This window comes from Pontibacter ummariensis (assembly GCF_900188175.1).
GTDB classification, from domain to species: Bacteria; Bacteroidota; Bacteroidia; order Cytophagales; family Hymenobacteraceae; genus Pontibacter; species Pontibacter ummariensis.
The window spans coordinates 83,874-108,661 of record NZ_FZOQ01000012.1 but is presented as its reverse complement, the minus strand read 5'-3'; the positions used below and the strand labels follow the sequence as shown (position 1 = coordinate 108,661).

Annotated in this window: 21 protein-coding genes; 16 read left to right on the top strand and 5 right to left on the bottom strand. The window is 51.9% G+C overall.

All coding sequences use genetic code 11. From position 1 onward, the window contains the following. Positions 1-132: 132 nt before the first annotated feature. From CHB92_RS13870 to def, 6 genes are all read left to right on the top strand, one after another. On the top strand, positions 133-1,233 hold the full coding sequence (locus tag CHB92_RS13870; protein ID WP_089319816.1) for a DUF4856 domain-containing protein: 1,101 nt from the start codon (positions 133-135) through the stop codon (positions 1,231-1,233). Between the two features lie 100 nt (positions 1,234-1,333). Continuing rightward, the gene (locus CHB92_RS13865) at positions 1,334-2,446 is read left to right on the top strand and encodes an imelysin family protein (RefSeq protein WP_089319815.1); all 1,113 of its coding nucleotides are present in this window, start codon (positions 1,334-1,336) and stop codon (positions 2,444-2,446) included. Positions 2,447-2,536: 90 nt separating this feature from the next. Continuing rightward, positions 2,537-3,913, top strand: a complete 1,377-nt coding sequence (locus CHB92_RS13860; protein ID WP_089319814.1) for an HTTM domain-containing protein — start codon at positions 2,537-2,539, stop codon at positions 3,911-3,913. Positions 3,914-3,917: 4 nt separating this feature from the next. Then, positions 3,918-6,329: a TonB-dependent receptor gene (locus tag CHB92_RS13855; protein WP_089319813.1), complete on the top strand. Its 2,412-nt coding sequence runs from the start codon at positions 3,918-3,920 to the stop codon at positions 6,327-6,329. Between the two features lie 142 nt (positions 6,330-6,471). Then, positions 6,472-6,888, top strand: a complete 417-nt coding sequence (gene ruvX, locus CHB92_RS13850) for a Holliday junction resolvase RuvX (RefSeq protein WP_089319812.1) — start codon at positions 6,472-6,474, stop codon at positions 6,886-6,888. After that, positions 6,885-7,454 (top strand): peptide deformylase, encoded by a 570-nt coding sequence (gene def / locus CHB92_RS13845; RefSeq protein WP_089319811.1) that lies wholly within the window; start codon positions 6,885-6,887, stop codon positions 7,452-7,454. The genes ruvX and def overlap by 4 nt, the downstream gene beginning before the upstream one ends. A 76-nt stretch (positions 7,455-7,530) precedes the next feature. On the opposite strand, the gene CHB92_RS13840 is transcribed toward def, so the two are convergent. Together CHB92_RS13840 and CHB92_RS13835 are read right to left on the bottom strand one after the other, a co-directional pair. Continuing rightward, positions 7,531-8,901 carry a glycoside hydrolase family 140 protein gene (locus tag CHB92_RS13840; protein WP_089319810.1) on the bottom strand — a complete coding sequence of 457 codons (1,371 nt, stop codon included), beginning with the start codon at positions 8,899-8,901 and terminating at the stop codon, positions 7,531-7,533. 17 nt (positions 8,902-8,918) lie between these two features. Further along, complete coding sequence (locus CHB92_RS13835) at positions 8,919-9,494, bottom strand: GNAT family N-acetyltransferase (protein WP_089319809.1); 576 nt, start codon at positions 9,492-9,494, stop codon at positions 8,919-8,921. Positions 9,495-9,629: 135 nt separating this feature from the next. On the opposite strand from CHB92_RS13835, the gene CHB92_RS13830 reads away from it, so the two are divergent. Together CHB92_RS13830 and CHB92_RS13825 are read left to right on the top strand one after the other, a co-directional pair. Then, positions 9,630-10,604 carry a zinc dependent phospholipase C family protein gene (locus CHB92_RS13830; protein ID WP_089319808.1) on the top strand — a complete coding sequence of 325 codons (975 nt, stop codon included), beginning with the start codon at positions 9,630-9,632 and terminating at the stop codon, positions 10,602-10,604. Positions 10,605-10,704: 100 nt separating this feature from the next. Further along, positions 10,705-12,282, top strand: coding sequence for a serine hydrolase (locus CHB92_RS13825; protein ID WP_089319807.1), 1,578 nt, complete (start codon positions 10,705-10,707; stop codon positions 12,280-12,282). A 603-nt stretch (positions 12,283-12,885) separates the two neighbouring features. Here CHB92_RS13825 and ettA read toward each other — a convergent pair. Further along, positions 12,886-14,556, bottom strand: coding sequence for an energy-dependent translational throttle protein EttA (gene ettA, locus CHB92_RS13815; RefSeq protein WP_089319805.1), 1,671 nt, complete (start codon positions 14,554-14,556; stop codon positions 12,886-12,888). Positions 14,557-14,913: 357 nt separating this feature from the next. Here ettA and CHB92_RS13810 point away from each other — a divergent pair, with 357 nt between their 5' ends. The 3 genes from CHB92_RS13810 (at position 14,914) to CHB92_RS13800 (ending at position 17,576) form a co-directional block, all read left to right on the top strand. Continuing rightward, on the top strand, positions 14,914-16,227 hold the full coding sequence (locus CHB92_RS13810) for a DUF349 domain-containing protein (protein WP_089319804.1): 1,314 nt from the start codon (positions 14,914-14,916) through the stop codon (positions 16,225-16,227). A gap of 308 nt (positions 16,228-16,535) precedes the next feature. Then, positions 16,536-16,757: a DUF2795 domain-containing protein gene (locus CHB92_RS13805; protein ID WP_025608825.1), complete on the top strand. Its 222-nt coding sequence runs from the start codon at positions 16,536-16,538 to the stop codon at positions 16,755-16,757. 93 nt (positions 16,758-16,850) lie between these two features. Next, positions 16,851-17,576, top strand: a complete 726-nt coding sequence (locus CHB92_RS13800) for an ABC transporter ATP-binding protein (RefSeq protein ID WP_089319803.1) — start codon at positions 16,851-16,853, stop codon at positions 17,574-17,576. 191 nt (positions 17,577-17,767) lie between these two features. On the opposite strand, the gene CHB92_RS13795 is transcribed toward CHB92_RS13800, so the two are convergent. Continuing rightward, complete coding sequence (locus tag CHB92_RS13795; protein WP_089319802.1) at positions 17,768-18,439, bottom strand: 2-C-methyl-D-erythritol 4-phosphate cytidylyltransferase; 672 nt, start codon at positions 18,437-18,439, stop codon at positions 17,768-17,770. Positions 18,440-18,606: 167 nt separating this feature from the next. Continuing rightward, positions 18,607-19,653, bottom strand: coding sequence for a tRNA preQ1(34) S-adenosylmethionine ribosyltransferase-isomerase QueA (gene queA / locus CHB92_RS13790; protein ID WP_089319801.1), 1,047 nt, complete (start codon positions 19,651-19,653; stop codon positions 18,607-18,609). A gap of 193 nt (positions 19,654-19,846) precedes the next feature. On the opposite strand from queA, the gene CHB92_RS13785 reads away from it, so the two are divergent. The 5 genes from CHB92_RS13785 to CHB92_RS13765 all read left to right on the top strand — a co-directional run bounded on the left by CHB92_RS13785 (position 19,847) and on the right by CHB92_RS13765 (position 24,683). After that, entirely contained in the window at positions 19,847-21,094 is a 1,248-nt protein-coding gene (locus tag CHB92_RS13785; RefSeq protein WP_089319800.1) for an ABC transporter permease, read from the top strand. 127 nt (positions 21,095-21,221) lie between these two features. After that, on the top strand, positions 21,222-22,085 hold the full coding sequence (locus CHB92_RS13780; RefSeq protein ID WP_089319799.1) for an LOG family protein: 864 nt from the start codon (positions 21,222-21,224) through the stop codon (positions 22,083-22,085). Positions 22,086-22,214: 129 nt separating this feature from the next. Next, positions 22,215-22,784, top strand: coding sequence for a TetR/AcrR family transcriptional regulator (locus tag CHB92_RS13775; RefSeq protein ID WP_089319798.1), 570 nt, complete (start codon positions 22,215-22,217; stop codon positions 22,782-22,784). A 70-nt stretch (positions 22,785-22,854) separates the two neighbouring features. After that, entirely contained in the window at positions 22,855-24,231 is a 1,377-nt protein-coding gene (locus tag CHB92_RS13770; RefSeq protein ID WP_089319797.1) for an alpha-amylase family glycosyl hydrolase, read from the top strand. Positions 24,232-24,302: 71 nt separating this feature from the next. Further along, positions 24,303-24,683: a DUF202 domain-containing protein gene (locus tag CHB92_RS13765; protein WP_179223043.1), complete on the top strand. Its 381-nt coding sequence runs from the start codon at positions 24,303-24,305 to the stop codon at positions 24,681-24,683. Positions 24,684-24,788 lie beyond the last annotated feature (105 nt).

The following is a 24,788-nucleotide window of genomic DNA, read 5'->3' as shown; positions in this document are numbered from 1 at the left end:
TCCAGGAGAGCAGTGTTTGAACAACGTTATATTTATTTAAACTAAATCTAAATAATCCTTGCCTCTAAAGAAGTTGCCGCTTAGCTTTGTTTCACTATTTTAAATCAGTCTAAATAAAACTCTACTAAAATTATGCTTACCGCTATCAGAAGACATACCGCTTTAGCCCTTGTAGGACTGGCTGCCTGCGTATCTTTCACATCTTGCTCAGACGATGAGGACGAGTTGCCCTCTTACAACGTGCCGGAGACTTACAGCTTCGAGAATGTGAACTACGCTGGTCAGACAGCCCGCATGGCCATGCTAACGGAACTGGACACTTACATCAAAACCGGTAACAACGGCGAGATACTGAACGCACAGAAGCTGAAGGATATGTACGCGAACGTTAACAACCCGTTCAGCGATGAAAGCCTGAACACTTCCGGTAAGCAATTAAAGAATAAGACGATCTTAACAGCACAGCCTGTTTTTGAAGAATACTTAGAAGAAGTGGCTGATGCCAGCCTTTTAGGAACCGTACCAGCTGTGCCTGGCACTCCCGGTGTTTTAACAACAGCAGATGGTAAGAGTTATTTGGTAGACGCTAATGGACTGGAGTATGCACAGGTAATTCAGAAAGGTTTAATGGGCGCTGTTTTCTATAACCAGGCAGTTGAAGGATACCTTTCTGAGGAGAAAATAGGTGCTGCCGTGGATAACATTACTGTAACGCCAGGCGAAGGCACGAAGATGGAGCACCACTGGGACGAGGCTTTCGGTTACTTTGGAGCGCCAAAAGATTTCCCTACAAACGTAGCCGATGCAAAATACTGGGCCAACTACAGCAACAAGGTGGATGCCGTGCTGGGCAGCAACAAAGTGCTGATGGATGCCTTCCTGAAAGGACGTGCCGCTATCTCTGCAAAAGACATGGCTGGAAAAGACGAAGCCATTGCCACGATCCGCAAGGAGTGGGAGCGTCTGGTAGCCGCCGCTGCGATTCATGAATTAAACGCTGCTAAAAACAACCTCGCTGACCAGGCCAAGAAAAGCCACTACCTGTCTGAGGCAATTGGTTTTGTGATGGGCCTGCAGTACAAGACAGACCGCAAGCTGTCTGATGCCAAGTTCCAGGAGGTTATGAATGCTATTGGCCCTAACCTGTATCAGACAACTGCCGATGATATCAACGCAGCCATCAACATCCTGAGCACGGCTTATGAGATGGAGAGCATCAAAGGCCAGCTATAGGGCTTTAAGCGATAGCAATTCTTAGTGTTTTAATATAAGCGCAGCAGCCGAGGTGGATTAATTCCAAGGCTGCTGCCTTTTGTGCTTAAAAGTTTATCCCATGATAGTAGCATTTAAAAAATATGGTATAGCGGCTATGGCCGGTTTCATGCTCCTTAGCAGCTGCAGCTCCGACAGCGAGTCTGGCCCGACAACAGAGTATGACCGCGATGCCATGGTCGCTAACTATGTCGAGAACCTGATCATACCCGGCTACACCACCTTTAAGAGCAAAACTGAGGCAATGACCGCTGCTGTCGATGCTTTTATTGCCAGCCCCTCTACTGCAACCCTCAGCGCTGCACGCTCCGCGTATGTAGAGGCTTACACTGCTTGGCAGGACGTGAGCGCCTTTGAGTTTGGACCAGCCAGCGACCAATTGCTGCGCACGAACCTCAACATCTATCCTACTTCTGCCAGCGAAATAGAGGCAAACATTGCTGCGGGTACTTATGACCTGCAGGCTGCCGCCAACCTCGACGCCAAAGGCTTCCCGGCACTGGATTACCTCCTGTACAATGCCGGTACCGATGCAGAACTGGTAGCCCAGTTTACCACGAATGCCAGTGCCAGCCAGCGGAAGCAGTACCTGCAGGACGTCAGCAACCTGATTACGCAACGCGCAACGGCTACTTTTAATGGCTGGACGAACGGCTATGCTGCTACCTTTAAAGGAGCGAAAGGCACTGCCGTGGGTAGCGCCGTGGGTAGTTTAGTAAACGAATTGAACCAGGACATTGACCTGACAAAGCGGGCTAAAGTGGGGTTCCCGAGCGGAAGGTTTACCTCCGGCAGTCCTTTACCAGAAAAAGCAGAGGCCTACTACAGCAAAAAGTCCCTGGACTTGCTCAAGCAAAACATCCGCGCCGAGAAAGCGGTTTTTATGGGACTGACTGCTAACGGCACAAACGGCCCGGGCCTGGATGATTACCTCGACCATGTAGGGGCGAAATATGGCGATGGCTTACTATCTGAAGCCATTGAAGCACAGTTTGAAGCGGCTCTGGCCGCTGCCAATGCCGTGCAGGGGCCGCTTGCAGAGGCAGTAGTGTCGCAGCCACAAGCGGTCACAAAAGTATATGACGAGCTGCAGAAGCTGATCGTGTTAACCAAAACCGACATGCCTGCCGCCCTGGGCGTTACCATCACTTACACCGATAACGACGGCGATTAGCCACATGAAAGGGGGCAGATCTTAGACCTGCCCCTTTGTTACTATTAAAAGCTCCCAGCCTGTAGTTAAGACATTTACGTACTTCACGTCATGCTCCAAAAGCTGAAACCAGACCTCACAGCACCTGTATCGGCGGCCCCTCTGGCTGTATTTCGTGTCATATTTGGCGGAATGATGCTGGCGAGTATCCTGCGCTTTATGGGGAAGGGATGGGTGACGGAGCTGTACGTAAAGCCTAAGCTATACTTCCCCTACTACGGCTTTGAGTGGGTACAGCCCTTAGGCGAAACAGGTATGTATGCGCTGTTTGTACTCATGGCGCTGTCGGCACTGGGCCTCATGCTGGGTTTGTTCTACCGCCTGTCAGCACTGCTGTTCTTCCTGAGCTTTACTTATGTGGAGCTTATCGACAAAACAAACTACCTGAACCACTACTACTTTGTAAGTATAGTGGCTTTGCTGCTGGTGCTGGTGCCTGCCCACCGCCATTTCTCACTAGACGTGCTGCGCAAACCCAATAGTTGGGTAAGCCACGTCCCCCGCTGGGCGATCCTCATCTTTAAGTTACAGCTAGGCCTGGTGTACTTTTATGCCGGCGTAGCCAAGCTAAACCCTGACTGGCTGCTGGAGGCCATGCCCTTGCGCTATTGGCTGCCGGCGCACACGCACCTGCCCCTTATCGGGCCGCTCCTCGACCAGGTTTGGGTAGCTTTCCTGTTCTGCTGGTTCGGGGCCTTTTACGACCTTACCATCCCATTTTTCCTGAGCTGGCGCAGGAGCAGAGGACTTGCCTACCTTACCGTGATCGTATTTCACGTACTCACGGCAGTGCTTTTCCAGATTGGTATGTTCCCTTACATCATGATGGTGAGTACGCTGATCTTTTTCTCGGAAGGCTTCCATGAAAAGCTGCTGCATACGTTTAGAAGAACCGCAAGTACAAAGGTTCCACTTTTCCAACGGTCCGCCGAAACTGCTGCCCAACCTGTCCTCTTGTACTTTCTGGCTTTGTACTTTTTGCTGCAGGTATTGGTGCCGTGGCGCTTTGTGTTGTACCCCGGCCACTTGTTCTGGACAGAGCAAGGCTACCGTTTCTCCTGGCGGGTAATGCTGATGGAAAAGACGGGAACCGCTTTCTTCTACGTGCGGGACCCACGGACGGGGCAGGAGGTAGAAATCTATAACCGCGATTACCTGACCGTGAACCAGGAAAAGATGGTGGCCACGCAACCCGACATGATCCTGCAGTTCGCCCATATGCTACAGCAGGATTTTGCCACACAGGGTATACCGGACGCACAGGTACGTGCCGAGGTGTATGTGAGCATGAATGGCCGGGGCAGCAGGCTTTTTATAGACCCAACGGTTAATTTAGCAGCCGAAAAGGAAAGCTTCCGCCCCAAGACCTGGATTTTACCATTAAATGAAATGTCCCCTGTCGCCAAGGCACTGGGGCTGAAGAATTAAAGACATGCGCTTTACGCTCACAATTACGCTGGCACTTTGCAGCCTCGCTACGGCGCTGGCACAAACATTCTCCGTCTCCGGCAGAATTATAAATGCCGCGACCCGGCAGCCAGTACCCCAGGCCGAGGTGTTGCTCACAAACACCGGCACACTGTTGCAAGCGGACGCCAAGGGCAACTACACCATCGCCAACCTTGCCAACGGCACCTACACCCTTACCGCCTATAGCGTGGGGCTGGGCTCCACGACACAGCAGGTCATCGTCAGCAATGGTAACGTTACGCTTAACTTTGAATTGAAGCCGCTGGAGGGCAAGCTACGCGAGGTAAATGTGAAGGGGGAACGCGAGAAGACCTTCGGTATTACCCGTCTCAACTCAGTGGAGGGCACGGCCATTTACGAGGGCAAAAAGAGTGAGGTAGTGGTACTCAACGACGTCACCGCGAATAAAGCAACCAACAACAGCCGCCAGGTATTTGCCAAGGTGGCGGGCCTCAACATCTGGGAGAGCGATGGTGCCGGCCTGCAGCTGGGTATTGGTGGCCGGGGTCTCAGCCCGAACCGCACCTCTAACTTCAACACCCGCCAGAACGGCTATGATATCTCTGCCGATGCCCTGGGCTACCCGGAAAGCTACTATACGCCCCCCACAGAGGCGCTAGACCGTATCGAAGTAGTACGGGGAGCAGCCTCCCTGCAGTACGGTACGCAGTTTGGCGGCATGATCAACTTTGTGATGAAGGAAGGGCCGGAAGACAAGCCTTTTGAGCTGATAACCCGCCAGACGGCCGGCTCCTGGGGCCTGTTCAACTCCTTTAACAGCATCGGGGGCAGCAAAGGCAAAATGCATTACTACGGCTTTTACCAGTACAAGCGCGGCGACGGCTGGCGCGAGAACGCCGGCTTTGACGCCCACACCGCCTTCAGCTCTGTGCACTACAAGCCAAACAAGAACCTGGAAATAGGCTTCGACTATACGTACATGGACTACCTGGCCCAGCAGCCGGGCGGTTTAACCGATGTAGCGTTCAGGGAGAATGCGCGTCAGTCGGTGCGGGACCGCAACTGGTTTAAAGTGAACTGGAACCTGATGGCCCTGACCCTGGACTACCGCCTAAGTGAGCGCACGAAGCTGAATGTACGCAACTTCGGCCTCCTGGCCCAGCGCGATGCCCTAGGCTACATGGGCAAGATCAACCGCCCGGATGACCTCACACAGGCACGCACCCTGCTGCAGGACAAGTTCCGAAACCTGGGTAACGAAACCCGGCTGATCCACCGCTACAACCTGGGCAGCTCCTTCTCTACCCTGCTGGTGGGCACCCGCTACTACCGTGGTTTCACCGATCAGAAACAGGGCGACGGTTCTTCGGGTGTGAATGCTGACTTTCGCTTCTACTCGGAGCGTAGCGGCCCGAATACTTCCAGTTACGATTACCTCAGTCGCAACGTGGCTGCCTTTGCCGAGAACATCTTCAATATCACGCCTACGTTTAGTATAACGCCAGGTATCCGCTATGAGTGGATCAATACCAACGCCGATGGCAGTTACAGAGATGTAGTGCAGGACCAGGCCGGCAATGTGATCCGGGACGAGGTGGTACCCGAGGACCGCAGCAATTCTAGAAATGTGCTGCTCCTTGGCCTGGGCCTAAGTTATAAACCAAGCGAGCAAATGGAAGTGTATGGTAACTTCTCCCAGAACTACCGCGCCATTAATTTTAATGACATGCGGGTAATTAATCCAAACCAGCTCGTAGACCAAAACCTGCAGGATGAGAGCGGCTACAGTACAGACCTGGGCTTTAGAGGCAACATCAGCGGCTTGCTGAACTATGATGCCAGCCTGTTTTACCTCGCTTACGAGGACCGCATCAACCTAACTTTTGTACCGGGCACTACAAATCGCATCCGCACCAACGTGGGCGACTCGCGCAACTACGGGCTGGAAACCTTTGTTGAGGCTGACCTGCTAAAGCTGTACTATGGCACCGCCCATCCGACCAGTCTGACGGCCTTTTCTAACGTTACGCTCGTGAACACCAAATACTCCAGCCCGTTGAGCGACGTAGATGGCAGGCAGGTAGAGCTGGCGCCTTCGGTTATTGCAAAGGCAGGCCTGTCGTTTAAGCGTAAGAACTTGAAGCTGGCCTACCAGTACGCTTACACCTCTGAGCAGTACACGGATGCCCCTAACAGTGTGTTGGAGCCCACAGCCGTTGTCGGCCTGATTCCGGCTTATTGGGTGATGGACCTTTCTGGCAGCTATACTTTCCGGCGCTTCACTCTGGAGTCCGGCATCAATAACCTGACGGATAACCGCTACTTCACGCGCCGTGCCACTGGTTATCCCGGTCCGGGCATCATCCCATCGGATGCCCGAAACTACTACGTTACGCTGGAGTTCAGGCTATAGTGTCCCTTTCAGCGTCAGTATCTGGTGCCCTGGGAAGAGCTTTGGGATGCGCTCGCTTTAGGGTCTCTTCCCTGCCTTAAACCACTAACTATAAGCAGGCAAAGATTTAAATGCCTACCTTTGCGGTGCAAAAGAGAACGCTATGGGCAGGATATTGGCAATTGATTATGGTACGAAGCGGGTAGGTCTGGCAGTGACAGATGCCCTGCAGCTAATTGCCAACCCGCTAGAAACCGTTCATGCCAAAGATGTGTTAGCATACCTGAAGGCTTATGTGCAGCGTGAGCCGGTGGAGGCAATCGTGCTGGGCATGCCGCGCCGCCTTTCCGGTGAGCCAACGGACGCTACGCAGCACGTGGTGGGCTTTATGCGTAAACTGCAGAAGGAGTTCCCTGCCATACCCGTGCATGCCGTGGACGAGCGTTTCACCTCCAAGATGGCACAACAGGCGATGCTGGCGGGAGGCCTGAAAAAGAAAGACCGCCAGGACAAAGGCACAGTAGACAGAGTGAGTGCCGCCATTATTTTACAATCGTATTTAGAAAGCAGAGCTATATGATTTACCCGATTACCGCTTACGGTGACCCCGTTTTAAAAGAACCCGCAGAAGATATTGCACAGGATTACCCGGAGCTGAAAGAGCTTATCGAGGATATGTTTGCCACCATGTACCATGCCCATGGGGTTGGCCTGGCGGCCCCGCAGATCAGCAAAGGCATCCGCCTGTTCGTGATCGACTCTGAGCCGATGATGGACGACAAGGACAAAGGCAAGGGTGTAAAGAAAGCCTTTATTAACCCGGAGATTGTGGAGGAAGACGGAGAAGAGTGGGGCTTTGAGGAAGGCTGCCTGAGCATCCCCGGCGTACGCGAGGTGGTGTACCGCCCGGAGCGCGTCGTGATCCGTTACTTCGATGAAGACTGGAACGAGCACGAGGACACCTATGATGGCATGACGGCCCGCGTGATCCAGCACGAGTACGATCACATCGAAGGCATTCTGTTCACCGACCATTTAAATGGCTTGAAAAAGCGCCTGATCAAAAACAAGCTGGCGAAGATCTCAAAAGGGGAGGTAGATGCAGACTACCGCATGAAGTTCCCAGCCTTAGCCAAGAGGCGTTAAGACAAGACGAATGATAGCAAGAAGGCCTGTTACAGCTTATGTAACAGGCCTTCTTTATTTAGAGACGATCTCTTTATTAAGGGAGCTGATAACTGGCCCCCTCGTTTGCCACGACCAGTACAAAATCACTGCCCCTCCCCACTGACCAGGGTTTGAACTCGGGCTTTTCTGTGGTGTCAAACACACCTATCTTTTTGCTGCGTCCGTCCCGTGGGTTAAACCAGAAGGCTTGTGCTTTTTTACCGGAAAGCCTGGAAAGGTCAGCCTTTATGGGTTGCCCTAAGGGCGTATAGATCATCATAAAGTCTTTCTTGTCAGAGATCGCGCCCACCATGTGTCCCTGATCCTCCGGGTTATCATTTAGAATAACGGATTGGTCATTTTTCATTTGCTGCCAGGGGAAGGCCTCCAGTAACTTTTTCATGTAACCAGCCTGGCGGGAGCCCGGCAGGTGAATGGCCTCAGGCCATACCGTACGGGCTCCGTTTATGGGGTCCCGATTTATGTCCCACATCTGCCAGATATCATGGCTCCCGTAGGTATATCCGGCAGCACCAGTTAACATGGTCCAGTAAGCAGACTGGCGCACGTCGGTATCATCCATCCAGCCCTTTTCCAGAGGTTTAAATTGGTTCGGATGGTCTTCGTAGCGGGGCTCGCCGTTGATCACAGGCCTTGTAGGTTCTTTCTGCCGGTTATTCTGGACGAAGGCATAGTCTTTCGTATCCCGGTCATGGCCTGTCTGGAACATGTCCAGATCGAGCCAGGCATCTTTTGGAAAATAGTCTGTGGCGCTCTTGCCCCCAGATGGGTGATAGGTTATTAGGTGCTTGTCATCTGCCTTGGCAATGCCGCGCGCCATGGCCCGGATAATCTGGTTATCTTCCTCGTCTTCTGGCCATCGGTCTCCGCCCAGTATCCAGACGATGTTGTTTTGCTTTTTGTACCGCTTTCCTAAATACTCCCCGAAGCTTTCGGCATTGGCAGGGGTAAACACTTCTGGCCCTACACCCCAGGCTTTGTTGAACTTATCGCCCCAAGTGGGTAGTAGCCCAATGTAAAGCCCCTGTTTCTCCGCCTCTTTCACCACGTAGTCCACGTGCTTAAAATAGGCTTCGTTTGGCTGGGTAGGGTCATTGTTCTTCAAAGGCTTCTCTCCGTAGGCGTTAGGCGTGTTCAGGCCATCCAACTCTGCCAGGGCAACAGCTTGAATCACTGTAAAGCCTTTATCAGCTCTGTCTTTCAGGTACAGGCTGGTCTCCTCCCGGTTTAGGCGGTGCAGAAGCTCCCAGGCCGTATCCCCTAACCAGAAAAAAGGCTTTCCCTTTTCTGTCACGAGGTAATGCTTGTCGGCACTAACTTTTAGCAAAGGGAGTTGCTGCGCCTGTAGCAAGGTTCCGGTGAGCAGCAAAAGCCCAACGGAGAGCAAAAGTTTGTTTCGTATCATCTGTAAAGGGTTTGTTCCTAAAGCTGTGGCGTTTCCTGGCGCTGCTGGCTTTGCGCTATCTTCTCAAAGTTAGTGTAGCTTAGCTTCCACAGGTTCACCTCCTGTTCGAAGTTTATCCAGCCCGGTGTGGTCACATAGCTGTCTACAAACGCAAAGCCTACTTTCTCCAGGGTCTTGTTTGGGGCAGGATTTAACGCATATGGTTCGCAGTACAGCGTCTTCAATTTTAAGTTATGGAAAAAGTAAGGAAGTGTTAGTTTGATAAGCGCTGTGCCATTCCCCTGTTTCCTTGTGCCTGCGTTCCAGAGGTGCAGGTGCATGTAGGCCTCTTCCCCGAAAACAATCTTGTTAACGTTCGAATGCCCCACTGCCTGACCGTCCACCTCCCAGATTATGCCGTAAGATTTCTTTTCCGTTATCGGCGTGCGCAGCTGCTCTAGTAGCATGGCAGCCCACTCGTCTTCTGTAGGCATCTTGTTTATGTCGGCACCCATTCCTTTCAGGTAAGTACTATCAGCGCTTAGCCAGTAACGGGTAATAGGAGTAATGTCCTGCTCCTGCAGCTCTCTTACGGATAGGTTGTCTCTGTTCATATATAAATTAGCTGTACCCCAACGCGCACTCGTTCACCCTGCCAAATATAAGAGAAACCCGGAATTAGACAAGCGAGGCCATCTGGTAGTTGCATAAAACTAACCATTACTTGCACTACTTCCGTAAGTACCAACATGGCTCCAAACACAAAAGCTGTACTGTTACTTCTTACCCTGCTACTTCCCCTGAATGGCTATCCCTGGGGCTTCTTCGCGCACCAGCGCATTAACCGGCTAGCAGTATTTGCCCTCCCGCCCGAGATGATAGGGTTCTACAAGAGGCATATCCGCTACATTACAGAAAACGCTGTTAACCCCGACAAGCGCCGCTATGTGGTAGAAGGCGAGGCAGCCCGACACTACATAGACCTGGACGTGTACGGCGACAGTGCCCTATACAGAATGCCACGCCTGTGGCAACAGGCCGTGGAAAGATACAGTGAGGACACGCTGCAGGCTTATGGTATTGTGCCATGGCACATTCACCAGACGAAGTACCAGCTAACACAGGCTTTTAAGAACCGAAACCTGGACCGCATTCTACGCCTTAGCGCAGACCTGGGACACTATGTGGCAGATGCCTGCGTTCCACTGCATACCACCCAGAACTACAACGGACAGCTGACGGGGCAGCGAGGAATCCATGGCTTTTGGGAAACGCGCCTGCCCGAGTTGTTTTCTGATACCTTCGACTTTTTTGTAGGGCAGGCACAGTACATCGGACATCCTCAGTTAAAGGCATGGGATTTGGTTACCAGCGCACACCTGGCCCTGGATTCTGTACTCCTTTTCGAAAAGCAGCTTAGCCAGGAGATGGAGGAAGAAAAGAAGTATAGCTTTGAAGTGCGCAATAACCTGACTACCCGCGTATATTCCCGCGCTTTTGCAAAAGCTTATAATAATAAACTAAACGGGCAGGTGGAACGGCAGATGCGCTTGGCCATACACACCATCGCCAGTTACTGGTATACGGCCTGGGTGGATGCTGGCCAACCCGATTTGCGCACCTTAGGGAAGGAGTTGTCCGCAGCGGAAAAGTTGCGTCTCGAGATGGAAAAGAAGGCCTATGAAACAGGCCCGCACCTACCACGGGAGGAAGGCAGGGACTAGTTCACGGGCTATGCTTCGTACAGCCGACCAACACCAGAATGGCTTCGCCGCCAGTTCAAAATTCTGTAACTTGCTAAATCATATAAATCCCAAACTCCAAATGACCACCCTAACACCATACTTTACGCGGCTTCGCGTACTGCTCCTGTTGGTAGCCCTGTTAGTGCAGGCTCCTGCTTGGGCCCAGTCCGGGCATAAGGTAGACCTGAACAAGCTGGACGCTTACTACCAAAAGGCGCTAAAAGACTGGGACGTGCCCGGCATGGCCATTGCCATTGTAAAGGACGATTCCATCATCTTCTCAAAAGGATACGGCGTACGCCACAACAAAGCAGGGGGCGAAGTAGATGCCAACACCCTGTTTGGCATCGCCTCTAATACCAAGGCCTATACAGCCGCTGCCCTGGCCACCTTGGTAGACCAGGGTAAAATCAGCTGGAAAGACAAAGTGAAGCAGTATGTTCCCTCTCTGCAGTTGTACAGCCCTTATGTTACCGAAAACCTGACCATAGAAGACCTTTTATCGCACAGGGCAGGCTATAAGACCTTCAGCGGGGACTTGCTCTGGTACAATACCACGTACAGCCGCCCCGAGATTATTGAGCGCATGCGCTACCTGGAGCCGACTTATGGCTTTCGGGATGGCTACGGCTACTCTAACCTGATGTACATAGTGGCGGGCGAAGTGATCGAGAAAGTAACGGGCAAATCGTGGGAGAACTACATACAGGAGACCTTCCTGCAGCCACTCGGCATGGAGCGCACCTACACGTCCGTAAACGACCTGAAAGGTGTGCAGAATGTAGCGTCTCCACATGGTTTCGACGAGCACGGCAAGCCTTATGCCACCACCCTCACGGCATGGGACAGTTGGAACCCGGCAGCCGGTATCTTTACCAGCGTAAACCAGGATGCCCAATGGCTCCGCCTGCAGTTGAACAGAGGCACTTACAAGGGCAAGCAAGTCTTCAGCGAGGATGCCAGCCGCAACATGTGGACGCTGCACAATCCCTTCCCTGTTTCAAAACAGTCGGAGGAGCTTAACCCCTCCACACACTTTACTGGAACAGGCCTGGGCTGGTTCCTGAGCGATTACCAAGGGCGCAAGCTGGTCTACCATGGTGGTGGCCATGAGGGCATGAACAGCCGTACCGTACTGGTACCGGAAGAAAACCTGGGGATCGTGATCCTGACCAACAGCATGAGCAGCATCATGAGCCCCATCGCAAGTTACACTATAGACCAGTTCCTAGGCATCGAGAGTGGACGTGACTGGAGCCAGTTGGCCCTGGATGCCAAGGCTGCCGCTCAGAAGGCGGATGAGGCCGCCGCAGTCAAAGTCATAAAAGAAAAGAAGCCGCGCAAAAGCAAACCGACGATGGATTTAGCCGCTTATACCGGCACGTACCACAGCGAGCTTTATGGTAATGCGACCGTTAAGTTAAAGGACGGAAAGCTGGAACTACAGTTAGAACCAGCCCCTACCCTGGGCGGCACGCTCCACCACTTGCAGCATGATATTTTTAACCTGGATTGGAAGAATGATTATGCCCTGCTTCACCCAACCAACGTTCGCTTCCTGATAGGAGAAGACGGCGCTATAGCGGCCATGCGTCTGGACTCCGATAACCCGGATTTCCATTTCGATGAGCTGCAGTTCAGCAAAGTGGCTCAGTAATAACAGTGCTATTGCACAGCAAGCAAAAGGCCGCACTTTCAGTGTGGCCTTCTTGTTTTTAGAAGTTAACGATATGTTAAGACACTATTAGAGCAATAGTACCGACAACTGTAAAATAGCCTGCAATCAGCCAATAGGCAATTGCATCGCTGTTGGAGTAAACTTTTTTCATAGCTGACATCCGTTTAAAGTTAAAAAATCACTTAAACCTCTGGCTGTCTTATATATTAGTTTACGTAAGCGATGCAATTTCAGGTTAAGAAAATGAGATATAAAATCACTTTTTTAAGAGGCCGGACTGCCTGCAAGCAAGAAGGTCGGCCACTTTCCTTGCCTATCCGCCCGACGCCAGTTTCAACGGTGCTTTACAGGATAACAGTACAAATGAAAGCCCGGGATTTAGCCGCTTGCCCTGTGTTACAACAAGCACATAGCCAGAGCAAACACAAGCAAGAAGCCTTTGGCTTTCTTATCGGCAGATACGCTAAGGTAGCGCCTTACTCTGTGTGCCCTTCCTTCTATATTCTCCGGAAGCTTTGCAGGTATCTAACAAAAAAGGGGTAACCTGACGATTACCCCTTTTCACAGTTCAATTTCTACTTGTTACACCAGTTTCTTATAGCGGATCCGCTGCGGCTCTGCGTCACCCAGGCGCTTCTTCTTGTTCTCCTCGTACTCGGTGTAATTTCCCTCGAACCAGTACACCTGCGAGTCACCCTCAAAGGCAAGGATGTGCGTACAGATACGGTCTAGGAACCAACGGTCGTGCGAGATGATCACGGCGCAACCGGCAAAATTCTCCAACGCGTCTTCCAGCGCACGGATGGCGTTTACATCCAGGTCGTTGGTCGGTTCGTCGAGTAACAGCAAGTTACCGCCCTCTTTCAGCGTCATGGCCAAGTGCACGCGGTTACGCTCACCACCTGATAGCTTGTCTACTTTCTTCTCCTGGTCACCGCCCGAGAAGTTAAACTTGCTCACGTAAGCACGGGATACCACCTGGCGGCCAGCCATCATCATGTGTTCCGTACCTCCCGAGATCACCTCAAATACCGACTTGTTCGGGTCCAGTTGGGTGTGCTCCTGGTCTACGTAAGAGATCTGCACGGTAGAGCCCACGGTAAAGTCACCGTTGTCCGGCTTCTCCTGGCCCGTAATCAGCTTAAACAAAGTGGTTTTACCAGCACCGTTTGGTCCGATTACCCCCACAATACCGCCCTGTGGCAGTGCGAAGTTCAGATCCTCGAACAGCAGTTTATCGCCGTAGGCCTTGCTCACGTGGTTTACCTCAATGACCTGAGAGCCCAGGCGCGGACCGTCCGGTATGAACAGTTCCAGTTTTTCTTCTTTCTGAGAGGCCTCTTCGCCGGCCAGCTTATCATACTGGCTCAGACGTGCCTTGGACTTGGCATGGCGCGCTTTCGGGGCCATTTTCACCCACTCCAGCTCGCGCTGCAGGGTCTTCTGGCGCTTGCTCTCTGACTTCTCTTCCTGTGCCAGGCGGTTGGCCTTCTGCTCTAGCCAGCTGCTGTAGTTACCCTTCCACGGAATACCTTCGCCACGGTCCAGCTCCAGAATCCAGCCGGCCACGTTATCCAGGAAGTAACGGTCGTGGGTAACGGCGATCACAGTGCCTTTATACTGCTGCAGGTGCTGCTCCAGCCAGTCCACCGACTCCGCGTCCAGGTGGTTGGTAGGCTCGTCCAGCAACAGCACGTCCGGCTCCTGTAACAGCAGGCGGCAGAGGGCCACACGGCGCTTCTCACCACCCGACAAGTTCTCTATTTTGGCATCCTCCGGAGGCGTGCGCAGGGCGTCCATGGCGCGCTCCAGGCGGTTGTCCAGTTCCCAGGCGTTCAGTTGGTCCAGGCGCTCCTGCACCTCGCCCTGGCGCTCGATGAGCTTGTTCATCTCATCGTCGGTCATCTCCTCGGCAAACTTCATGTTGATCTCGTCAAACTCCTTCAACAGGTTCACCACTTCGCTCACGCCCTCTTCCACGACCTCGCGCACCGTCTTGGTTGGGTCCAGTTGCGGTTCCTGCTCCAGGTAGCCCACCGTGTAGCCCGGAGACCACACCACCTCTCCCTGGTATTCTTTGTCCACGCCTGCGATGATCTTGAGCAGGCTGGACTTACCGGAACCGTTCAGGCCGAGCACGCCGATCTTGGCACCGTAAAAGAACGACAGGTAAATATTTTTAAGCACTTGTTTCTTTGGCGGGTAGATCTTGCTTACCCCAGCCATCGAGAAAATAATCGTTTCGTTACTCATGCTGTAATTTATAGTGTTATGCTTATATTTTTATCACCAGCGATAGCAATACCTTACGTCCTCAACAGCCACAAGTGTCTTTTCTATCCGCTTGATTATTATTTCTTAAGGAATTACAAATATCGTAAAATTTCATGTCTTTACGCTTCGCAATATTGGGATGAATCATTAAACTTGTAAAAAAACTGTATGGGCAAAGCGGGCACCGACTTACCTTAGCACCAGTTGTATTCGAGGCAGCAAGCTGAAAGGCACCTTTAAAACAGGCAAACGCTGCAGAGCAACCTGCGTATGCTAGGGTTAGTCTAAACATGTCGCCTAACCCTATTTTTACGACCCATAACCCGATCCAGTAAAATGGAAAACAACGATCTATTGGAAGAAGCCAAGAAATATGGCTTTATTCAGGAGCAGCAGGTGTGGCTGAAGCCCTTTATGAACTACCCGGCCCGACAAGTGGGAGAAGTGAAAGAGACTGAGGACGACTCGCTGGTCTACTTCGCGAAACGCTTCGAGATGTTCCAGGGCAAGGTGAGTAACCTGCTGGAACGCATTGCCACTTCTGAAAACAAAGGCTCCTTTCTGATGAAAGTACTGCACATGAAAGAGCAGGTAGGCAATTACGATGCGCTCGGCGACTTTGAGGAGATCTACCATACGCTCAGCAAGGCAGAGGAAGAGATCAACGAGACGATCAAGCAGAACCGTGAGAAGAACCTGAGCATAAAAGTAGGGCTTACGCAGGAAGCAGAGGCTTTGAGCGACAGCATCGACTGGCAGGCCACGACAGACAAGCTGAAAGAGTTGCGTGCCACCTGGATCAAGACCGGACCAGTAGAGAAAGAGCTAACCGACGAGATCGAGGAACGCTTTAAAGCGGCCGTAGAAATGTTTTTTGAGCGCAAGAAGAACTTCTTCGAGGATAAGAAGCGGATGCAGAACCGCACCTACGAAAGATACAAAGAGCTCATCCAGCAGGCATATTCCCTGCAGAACTCCGAAGAGTGGGAGAGCACGACTGCCAGGCTAAAGGAACTGCAGAACCAGTGGAAAGAGATCGGCGGCAGCCTGCCTCGCAAAACGATGACCAAGCTGTGGGGCGACTTCCGGAAGGCAAACAACCATTTCTTCGAGCGCCTGAAGAAAAAGATCAATAACGAGAAAGCAGAGTCGCGGGAGAAGTTCTACGAAACCAACTATGCCCGCAAGCAGGAGCTGGTGAGCGAAGCCGAGCAGTTGCTACAGCGGCACAGCTTGGGCGAAGCCGTAAAGCGCGCCAAGGAGCTTCAGGCCGAGTGGAAGAAAGTGGGCCCTGTGCGCCACGAGGTGTCTGACGCAGTGTGGGAGCGCTTTATCAAGGCCTGCGACAAGGTGTTTGAGATGAGCAGCCTGGAGCACTACATCCGCAAGCGCCAGCAAGCCGCCAACGAGAAGCCATCTGAGACAGATGGCCTGCAGGCTCGCATCAATGCCCTGAAGGACTTCATCAAGTCGGACAAGAACGAGCTGGAAGTATTGGAAAATAACCTCGGCAAGCTAAGCGATACACCGGGCAATGACTCTTTCCGAAACATGCTGCAAGGTAAGATCAGGAACTTCAACCGCAAGATCAACACGAAGAACGAGCTGATTGATATGTTCCGAAGCCAGCTGAGCGCCATCTCAAAATAAAAGCCTGTTCTTTTAAAGAGCATATACAAGGGAAGCCCCTGTTATAAAAAAAGTGCCTGTAGGAGTGCCTACAGGCACTTTTTGCTTGTACAAAGCGGTTGTGGCATCATTCCTGCAACTGCTGTTATGGAGACATAAAAAACAGGCAAAATTTTCAAGCCGGTTTTGAACATTTGTGTTCTGTTTGCGTTGTTTTGGTAAAAACAGATAAAAAAAGCAATTTATTTTCGCGATAAATTTTTGTTTTTACTTTTATTTATACTTTTGCAAATTATTGAAAACGCCAATAAGTTAAAGGAGAAAATACTATGTACTGGACACTTGAATTAGCTTCATACCTGGAGGATGCACCCTGGCCAGCGACTAAAGACGAACTGATCGACTTTTCTATTCGCTCTGGCGCTCCGATGGAAGTTGTAGAAAACCTGCAGGCCCTGGAAGACGACGGACAGCCTTACGAGAACATCGAAGAAATCTGGCCTGACTATCCTACCAAAGAGGATTTCATGTTTAACGAAGACGAGTACTAAGATTAATTGTGAAGGATGAAGTAAGGCTGGGGAGGATTTACCTTCGTAATACCTTCTGTAGCACAAAACTCATAATTTATAATTAAGCAAAGCTTGATCATCGAAGTAAAAAACTTGGTTGCGGGTTACGGATCAAAAGTCCTTATCCGCAACCTTTCTTTTTCCATCCCCTCTCCTGCGTTTATTGCTGTTATCGGGCATAATGGCGCCGGCAAGTCGACGCTGTTCAAGGCCTTTCTGCAGAAAGTAGATTACCAGGGGCAGCTGCTGGTGCAGGGCAAAGACCTGAAGCAACTGTCCAACCCGGCCGAGCAGGGCCTCCTCTCCTATCTCCCTCAGAAAAGCACGGTTACCTTCCCTATTAAGGTGCGGGACCTGGTAGTCATGGGCCTTTTCCGGAAAAAGCGTTTCTTTGAAAACTACAGTACGACAGACTATAAGCAGGCAGACCAAACCCTGGAAGAGCTACAGCTAGCGCACTTAACGCATCAGGATTTCACCACCCTCTCTGGCGGCGAACAACAACTGGTCTGGCTGGCCCAGCTCATGCTGCAGGACGCCAACATTAATTTGCTCGATGAACCCACACAGCAACTGGACGTCTACTATAAGAACAAGGTGTTCGGCTTGCTACAAAGCTGGGTCACACAGTATGGGAAGACAGTACTGTGCATTACGCACGACCTGAATAACCTGACGCCCATGCAGGGCTACCTGCTTAACCTATCGAAGTCCAATCCTACTTTAGAGCCTATTACACCCGAGACCGTACAGCAGAACCAGGCCTTCCTGGAAGCCGGCCGGCAGCCAGTGGTGTAAGTTGGCAAAGAGTAAGGACACAAAGTCCTTACACAAAGGGCTCCCAGGCTCCCATTCCCATCTATAGCAGGGACTTACAAGAGCTTAAAAAAAACTGGCGCTGGCATCTGGCCGGTAACGTGTAGTGGACACGCGTCTCCAGACTCGCTCTTAGCAGTGGCAGGACACATTTAATTCACCCCCTCTAACTCCTACCTGGCAAAGGCCTCAGCAAGAATCAAATCCTCGGGGGTCGTTATCTTGATGTTCCGGTAGCTGCCTTCTACCAGTACTATTTTCTCCCCCGTCTGCTCCACAACGGAGGCATCGTCTGTAAAATACTCCTCTTCCGGCTGCTCATAGGCGCGCTTCAGGATATTGGCTTTAAAGCACTGTGGCGTCTGCACCAGCTTGTACCGGTCCCGCGGCACTGCCTGGCTCCCCTCCGGCGTCAGCTCCCGGATAGAGTCTTTTGGGGATACGGCTACAACGGCATTTCCATGCACGCTGGCAGCCTCAAAAGCAGCTCTGATGGTAGCTACATCTATAAAGGGGCGCACACCATCGTGTACCGCTACCAAGGCTTCGCCCTGCACTGCATCCAGGCCATTCTTTACAGAACCGAAACGCGTACTGCCACCGGGCACCGTCATGTGGAACAGCTTAAAGTCGTGCTTCCGGCATAAGTCCCGCCACACGCTCAACTGCTGCTGGGGTAGTACGACTATCAGGCGCACCTCCGGGTTATAAGCATAGAACCGCTCTATCGTGTGCATCAGAATCGGCTTGCCGGCCACCTCGATAAACTGCTTCGGAAGCTCCTGCTGCATGCGGCTACCGCTGCCACCTGCTACAATAATTGCATATTCGGGTACTGTTGCCATGGCTGCAAAGATAACTTTTTCAGGTAACCTTACTGCTCTTTGCCCGATAAGCCACCAGTTTCTGCTAATAGCGGCTAAGAACTATGCTTCCGGTAAGCGTAAAGGGCAGAAAAAAGCCCCGGTTCAAAACAACCGGGGCTCTCTTACTCTCAATATCTTTCAAAACGCTACAGGATCAGCATCACATCGCCGTAGCTGAAGAAGCGGTACTTTTCTTTTACGGCCTCCTCGTAGGCTTTCATCACCAGGTCATACCCACCGAAAGCGGCTGCCATCATTAACAGGGTGCTTTCCGGCATGTGGAAGTTGGTGATCAAGCTGTTCGCGATCTTAAAATCGTAAGGAGGGAAGATGAAACGGTCTGTCCAACCCTCGTTTGGCTTAAGACGGCTGCTAGCAGATACGGATGACTCCAGTGCACGCATCGTAGTCGTACCAATGGCACACACACGCTTCTTGCTATCCAAGGCTTTGTTTACCATTTCCGCTGTAGTAGAAGGCACCATAAAGTTCTCAGAGTCCATCTTGTGCTTTGTCAGGTCTTCCACGTCTACTGGGCGGAAGGTGCCAAGGCCTACGTGCAGCGTCAGAGGGGCAACATCCACACCTTTGATCTCCAGGCGCTTCAGTACCTCTTTCGTAAAGTGCAGACCTGCCGTTGGGGCTGCCACGGCACCTACATTTTTGGCATACACCGTCTGGTAACGCTCGCGGTCTTCCGGCTCGGCCTCGCGCTTGATGTACTTGGGCAGCGGAGTCTCCCCTAAGTCATTGATCATTTTGTAAAACTCCTCATCCGGCCCATCGAACAAAAACTTAATGGTACGGCCACGGGAAGTGGTGTTGTCTATTACCTCGGCCACCAGGTCGCTTTCGCCGAAGTACAGCTTATTACCCACGCGTATCTTACGGGCCGGGTCTACCAGCACGTCCCACAGGTGGATGTCCTTGTTGAGCTCGCGCAGCAGGAACACTTCGATCTTAGCGCCGGTCTTCTCCTTGTTACCGTACAGGCGGGCAGGAAACACCTTGGTATCATTCACTACCATCACATCGCCATCGTCAAAGTACTCGAGAACGTCTTTGAAAATGCGGTGCTCTATCTTGCCACTGTCACGGTGGAGCACCATCATGCGGGATTCGTCGCGGTTCTCGGTAGGATGGGTGGCAAGTAGGTTCTCTGGTAGGTCAAACTTAAATTCTGATAACTTCATAAGTCAAATATTACGGTATTTGTATTCGAGGGATATCCTCTGCTGCGATAACAGATAAATCGCGGGCTGAGGTTCATAAGCATCCGCCACTAAAAAACAAAAAATCAAGCCGCAAATTTACGCAGTTTGCCCGAAATATGCTTACTTTTAAGAAAATTACTTCAGCTCCCTATCCTAAAACCCGAAGAAAACTATGATTTACTTGCGCCTGATAGCAGAAAGTTTTCGGTTTGCCTGGCAGGCCCTGCGTGCCAACCTGCTGCGTACCTTCCTCTCCCTGCTAGGCGTTACGATCGGTATCTTCGCCATCATATCTGTTTTCACGCTGGTCGATTCGCTGGAGCGGAACGTGCGCGACAGCATGAGCTTTATCGGGGATAAGGTAATCTACGTGCAGAAGTGGCCCTGGACTTTTGAGGGTGACCGCCCCTGGTGGAAGTACATGCAGTGGCCGCAACCGAACGTGCGCGAGTTTCGCACGCTGGAACGCAACCTAACCAACGACGCCGGTACCGCTATCTTCGTTGACAAAGGGAACAACACCTTTAAGCAGGGCAATAACAGCTATTCGAACGCGGGCCTGATCGGCATTTCGTATGACTACAACAAGGTAACAGAGATCCCGGTTGAGCAAGGCCGTTATTTTGTTCCGCAGGAAATTGACGCGGCCCGTAATGTGATCATTATCGGGCATGAGGTAGCCAACACGCTATTCCCACACACAAATGCCCTGGGAGGAGAAGTTAAGGTGGCAGGACAAAAGTTTACCGTAATAGGTGTGATGGAAAAGCAGGGTGAAAACATGTTCGGCGCACCCAACTTTGATCAGATGGGCGTGGTGCCGTATGGCGCCTTCGCCAAGATGTTTGATGTAGGCCCCGATGGGATTGGCTCTACCATTGCCGTGAAAGGACGTGAAGATGACCTTGGCTTGCTGGAACTGGAGTATGAGATACAGGGCCTGATGCGCAATGTCCGTGGCCTGAGGCCCCGCGACGAAGATAACTTTGCCTTGAACCGGCCTGAGATGATCCGGCAGGCCGTGGGGGGCTTTTTTGAGGTAGTAGGGCTTGCCGGATGGGTGATCGGGAGCTTTGCCATACTGGTCGGGGGCTTCGGCATCGCGAACATCATGTTTGTGTCCGTTAAGGAGCGGACCAACATCATTGGCATACAAAAGTCACTGGGGGCTAAGAATTATTTTATTTTGTTCCAGTTCCTGTTTGAATCCGTGTTCCTCAGCCTGTTAGGGGGCGGCATCGGTATACTGCTCGTCTTCCTGCTCACGCTTATCCCGCAAGACATGATGAAGGTTACCCTCTCGGTAGGCAACATTATACTGGGCCTCGGCGTATCGGCCGTGATAGGTATGCTGTCCGGGATCATTCCCGCTGTTCTGGCCTCTAACCTGGACCCCGTAATTGCTATCCGCTCCAAATAAACGAGTTAATTACCCCTTCGGCGCTTGCAGTGTAACCCTTATGCTGTTAGCACTGTTTTTATGTTTTAGATGATGATGCCGGGCTGGCATCAGGGGCGCTGCCCCGAAGAAGATGAGAAGAAAGAATATGACGAAGCTTAGAAAAGAAAGTAAAACGAAATTACATAGAGAGACGACTAACTCGGGTAGTGGGCAAACAATCCTAAAGCCGGATGTAAACGATAACAAGGCCAGGTCGGTGACAGACCTGCGCGAAAGCGGACAGTCAACCGCGGTGCCTGCCTCAGAAGAAGACAAAAGAATACGCCAGGCTTTTGTAGACAAAGACTGGAACGAGATCAAGATTGCTGACTCCTGGCAAATATTCAAGGTAATGTCTGAGTTTGTAGAGGGCTTTGAGAAACTGGCCAAGATCGGTCCCTGCGTGTCTATTTTCGGGTCGGCCCGTACCAAGTCAGACAACAAGTACTATATCATGGCCGAGGAAATTGCTGCCAAGCTGGTGCGCCATGGCTATGGCGTGATCACTGGCGGTGGCCCGGGCATTATGGAGGCCGGTAACAAAGGTGCCCATTCCGAAGGCGGTAAGTCTGTTGGCCTGAACATCCAACTGCCTTTCGAGCAGTTCAACAACATCTACATCGACTCTGACAAGCTCATCAACTTCGACTACTTCTTTGTGCGCAAGGTGATGTTTGTGAAATATGCCCAGGGCTTTATTGTGATGCCGGGCGGCTTCGGCACGCTGGACGAGCTATTTGAGGCGATCACCCTGATCCAGACAAAGAAAATCGGTGCTTTCCCGATCGTGCTGGTGGGCCGGTCTTACTGGGAAGGCCTGATGAAGTGGGTAGATGACGTGATGCTACAGATGGAAAGCAACATTAGTCCGGAGGACCTGGACCTGGTGCACATCGTGGATGACCCTACAGAAGCCGTCAAGATCATAGATGACTTCTACAGCAAATACCTGCTGTCTCCAAACTTTTAATTACCTACAGTTTCTCCAATACAAAAGCAGGTACAGCAATGGCCTGCTTTTTTTGTTAAGCAGCAAAAGACCTGAAAAAGCTTTATTTTTAACGTACCTGAACATGGACATCGTAATAGTACACGCCTAATGTCTGATAACCGCTCCACCATCTTGCACTGCTCGCTCAGCTTGTTTGCTGCCAAAGGCTACGACGCCGTGGGAGTACAGCAGATAGTGGAAACAGCAGGCATCAAAAAGCCGACCCTTTACCATTACTTTGGCAACAAGCGGGGGGTACTCGAGGCACTCATGCAAGAGCAGTTTGCCCCTTTCCTGGCTACGCTTAGCCGGGCTGCCAGCTACGCCGGAGACTTACCGCTGACCATGCAGCGGGTCGTGGAAAGTTACTTTCAGTTCGCTGTGCGCCAGCCTACATTGTACCAGATGCACCTGGCCGCCTGGTATGGCAACCCCGAAAATGAGGCCGCCCAAGTCATCCTTCCCACGATCAGGGCACAGCACCAACTGCTGGAGCAAATGTTTCAGCAGGCAGCCAGGGACCACGGCAACATGCGCGGCCGCCATCAGGTGTACGCCGCAACTTTCCTGGGCATGATCAACACTTACATTGTGCAGGCCCAGCACCACCAACTGGCGCTGAATGCTGAAACCGTAAAGAAGGCCCTGCAGCAGTTCTCCTACGGTATTTACTCTTAAGACTTAAGGAACGCTTTCGTGCTCTATTTTGTATACCGAACGGTATGTACAATATTGTCAAGAAACGTAAATGAGTTTTTATTCCCTTTCTTCTTGGGCGTCAGAGGCAGTTTTCTACCACATCTATCCGCTGGGTTTGTGTGGTGCGCCCGCTCAAAACGATTTCACTTCGCCGGCAATGCCTCGCTTAGAGGCTGTTCATAACTGGGTCAAGCACCTAAAGCATTTGGGCTGTAACGCCCTTTACCTCGGGCCTGTGTTCGAATCCGGCACGCATGGCTATGACACTACTGACTACTTCACCGTAGACCGTAGGCTGGGGACCAACGCAACATTGCAGAAGCTCACTGCCGAACTGCACGCCAACGGCATCCGCGTAATTCTGGATGGTGTTTTTAACCACGTAGGGCGGGACTTCTGGGCTTTCCGCGATCTGCTGGCTAAAGGCCAGGATTCACCCTACCGCGACTGGTTCTCGGGGGTAGACTTTAGCCGCAGTGGCCCCTACGGAGACAAGTTTGCTTACGACGGCTGGAACGGCCACTATAACCTGGTAAAGCTTAACCTGCACCACGCTGAGGTACGTGCACACCTCTTTGCTGCCATCCAGCAGTGGGTGGAAGAGTTTCATATAGACGGCCTGCGCTTAGATGCCGCCGATGTGATGGACCTGGCCTTCCTCCGCGATATGGCAAGCTTCTGCCGCGGGCTTCGTGCTGACTTCTGGTTGCTAGGCGAGGTGATCCATGGCGACTACCGGCGCTGGGCAAACGCCGACACCCTCGACGCCACAACCAACTATGAGTGCTACAAAGGCCTCTACTCGAGCCACAACGACAAGAACTACTTTGAACTTGCCTACTCCCTTAACCGGCTATTCGGGGAGCATGGTATTTACAAGCATCTTAACCTCTACTCTTTTGCCGATAACCACGACGTAAACCGCATTGCGAGCACCTTACAAAACCCTGCCCATCTGTACCCCCTACACGTGCTGCTCTTTACCATGCCCGGTGTGCCCTCCGTTTACTACGGTAGTGAATGGGGAATCAGGGGTACCAAACTCCCCGGCAGTGATGCGCCGCTGCGTCCAAAGCTGATCAGCCCGGAAGCTGTGGGGCAGGCACCTCACCCGGCGCTGCCAGACACGATCAGCCGCCTGGCGAAAATCCGGAAGGAGCACGCCGCCCTAAGGTATGGCAGCTATCAGCAGGTGCACGTGGCGCACGAGCAACTTGCCTTTGCCCGGCGCACTGAGCAAGAGTACCTTGTGATCGTAGTGAATGCCGCCAGCTCGCCGGCCCGTCTTTCTTTAAAGGTAGACGTGCCTGACGGGCATACGCTGATCGACCTGCTGGAGCCACAGCAACAGTTCACTGTTCAGAATGGGCAGGTGCATGTAGGCGAGGTACCAGCTTGCTGGGCAAGAATTCTGCAGGTACAGTAAGCGGAAGCCTTCCGGGGCCCTTTATCTTTCCCCTCCGCCTTTTCGTACACTTTTGCATGGGTATTAGAGCAATGCTAGCCAAAAGGGCACGAAAAAGGTTAAAGAAAAAGTTAAAGCTACAGGAAAGGCACAACCTGGAAATAAGGGACAACCTGGCCATGGAACGGACCAAAATGGCTAATGAACGGACCTTTCTGGCCTACGCCCGTACGGCCATGGCGATGGTCCTGGCAGGCCTCACTTTTATCAAGGTATTTGAGGAGGATCCTTTTTATATCGGGGTAGGCCTTACGTTTATTCCTGTTGGCTTAGTTGTGGCTGTTTTTGGCTACTATAGGTTCTCTAAGAAGAAACAGGAGGTTGCCCTGCATGCCCGGTCCTACAAGCCTACCAGCCCCGCACTCGCCAAGGTGATTGAAGAAAAGAAGGAGGAGCAAGACGTGTCGCCCTAGCGGGGTGCCTGGCTCCTTCTTCTTATTATAATCCCACAAAACCTGCCGCCGCTAAACCAATTAGGGCTGATTACTGTTAAGATGGGTTAGGCTTTTGCTGCCGCA

Coding starts and splice junctions, on each gene's coding strand:
- CHB92_RS13870 (WP_089319816.1), top strand. CDS start 133: ATGCTTACCGCTATCAGAAGACATACCGCTTTAGCCCTTGTAGGACTG.
- CHB92_RS13865 (WP_089319815.1), top strand. CDS start 1,334: ATGATAGTAGCATTTAAAAAATATGGTATAGCGGCTATGGCCGGTTTC.
- CHB92_RS13860 (WP_089319814.1), top strand. CDS start 2,537: ATGCTCCAAAAGCTGAAACCAGACCTCACAGCACCTGTATCGGCGGCC.
- CHB92_RS13855 (WP_089319813.1), top strand. CDS start 3,918: ATGCGCTTTACGCTCACAATTACGCTGGCACTTTGCAGCCTCGCTACG.
- ruvX (WP_089319812.1), top strand. CDS start 6,472: ATGGGCAGGATATTGGCAATTGATTATGGTACGAAGCGGGTAGGTCTG.
- def (WP_089319811.1), top strand. CDS start 6,885: ATGATTTACCCGATTACCGCTTACGGTGACCCCGTTTTAAAAGAACCC.
- CHB92_RS13840 (WP_089319810.1), bottom strand. CDS start 8,901: ATGATACGAAACAAACTTTTGCTCTCCGTTGGGCTTTTGCTGCTCACC.
- CHB92_RS13835 (WP_089319809.1), bottom strand. CDS start 9,494: ATGAACAGAGACAACCTATCCGTAAGAGAGCTGCAGGAGCAGGACATT.
- CHB92_RS13830 (WP_089319808.1), top strand. CDS start 9,630: ATGGCTCCAAACACAAAAGCTGTACTGTTACTTCTTACCCTGCTACTT.
- CHB92_RS13825 (WP_089319807.1), top strand. CDS start 10,705: ATGACCACCCTAACACCATACTTTACGCGGCTTCGCGTACTGCTCCTG.
- ettA (WP_089319805.1), bottom strand. CDS start 14,556: ATGAGTAACGAAACGATTATTTTCTCGATGGCTGGGGTAAGCAAGATC.
- CHB92_RS13810 (WP_089319804.1), top strand. CDS start 14,914: ATGGAAAACAACGATCTATTGGAAGAAGCCAAGAAATATGGCTTTATT.
- CHB92_RS13805 (WP_025608825.1), top strand. CDS start 16,536: ATGTACTGGACACTTGAATTAGCTTCATACCTGGAGGATGCACCCTGG.
- CHB92_RS13795 (WP_089319802.1), bottom strand. CDS start 18,439: ATGGCAACAGTACCCGAATATGCAATTATTGTAGCAGGTGGCAGCGGT.
- queA (WP_089319801.1), bottom strand. CDS start 19,653: ATGAAGTTATCAGAATTTAAGTTTGACCTACCAGAGAACCTACTTGCC.
- CHB92_RS13785 (WP_089319800.1), top strand. CDS start 19,847: ATGATTTACTTGCGCCTGATAGCAGAAAGTTTTCGGTTTGCCTGGCAG.
- CHB92_RS13780 (WP_089319799.1), top strand. CDS start 21,222: ATGACGAAGCTTAGAAAAGAAAGTAAAACGAAATTACATAGAGAGACG.
- CHB92_RS13775 (WP_089319798.1), top strand. CDS start 22,215: ATGTCTGATAACCGCTCCACCATCTTGCACTGCTCGCTCAGCTTGTTT.
- CHB92_RS13770 (WP_089319797.1), top strand. CDS start 22,855: ATGAGTTTTTATTCCCTTTCTTCTTGGGCGTCAGAGGCAGTTTTCTAC.
- CHB92_RS13765 (WP_179223043.1), top strand. CDS start 24,303: ATGCTAGCCAAAAGGGCACGAAAAAGGTTAAAGAAAAAGTTAAAGCTA.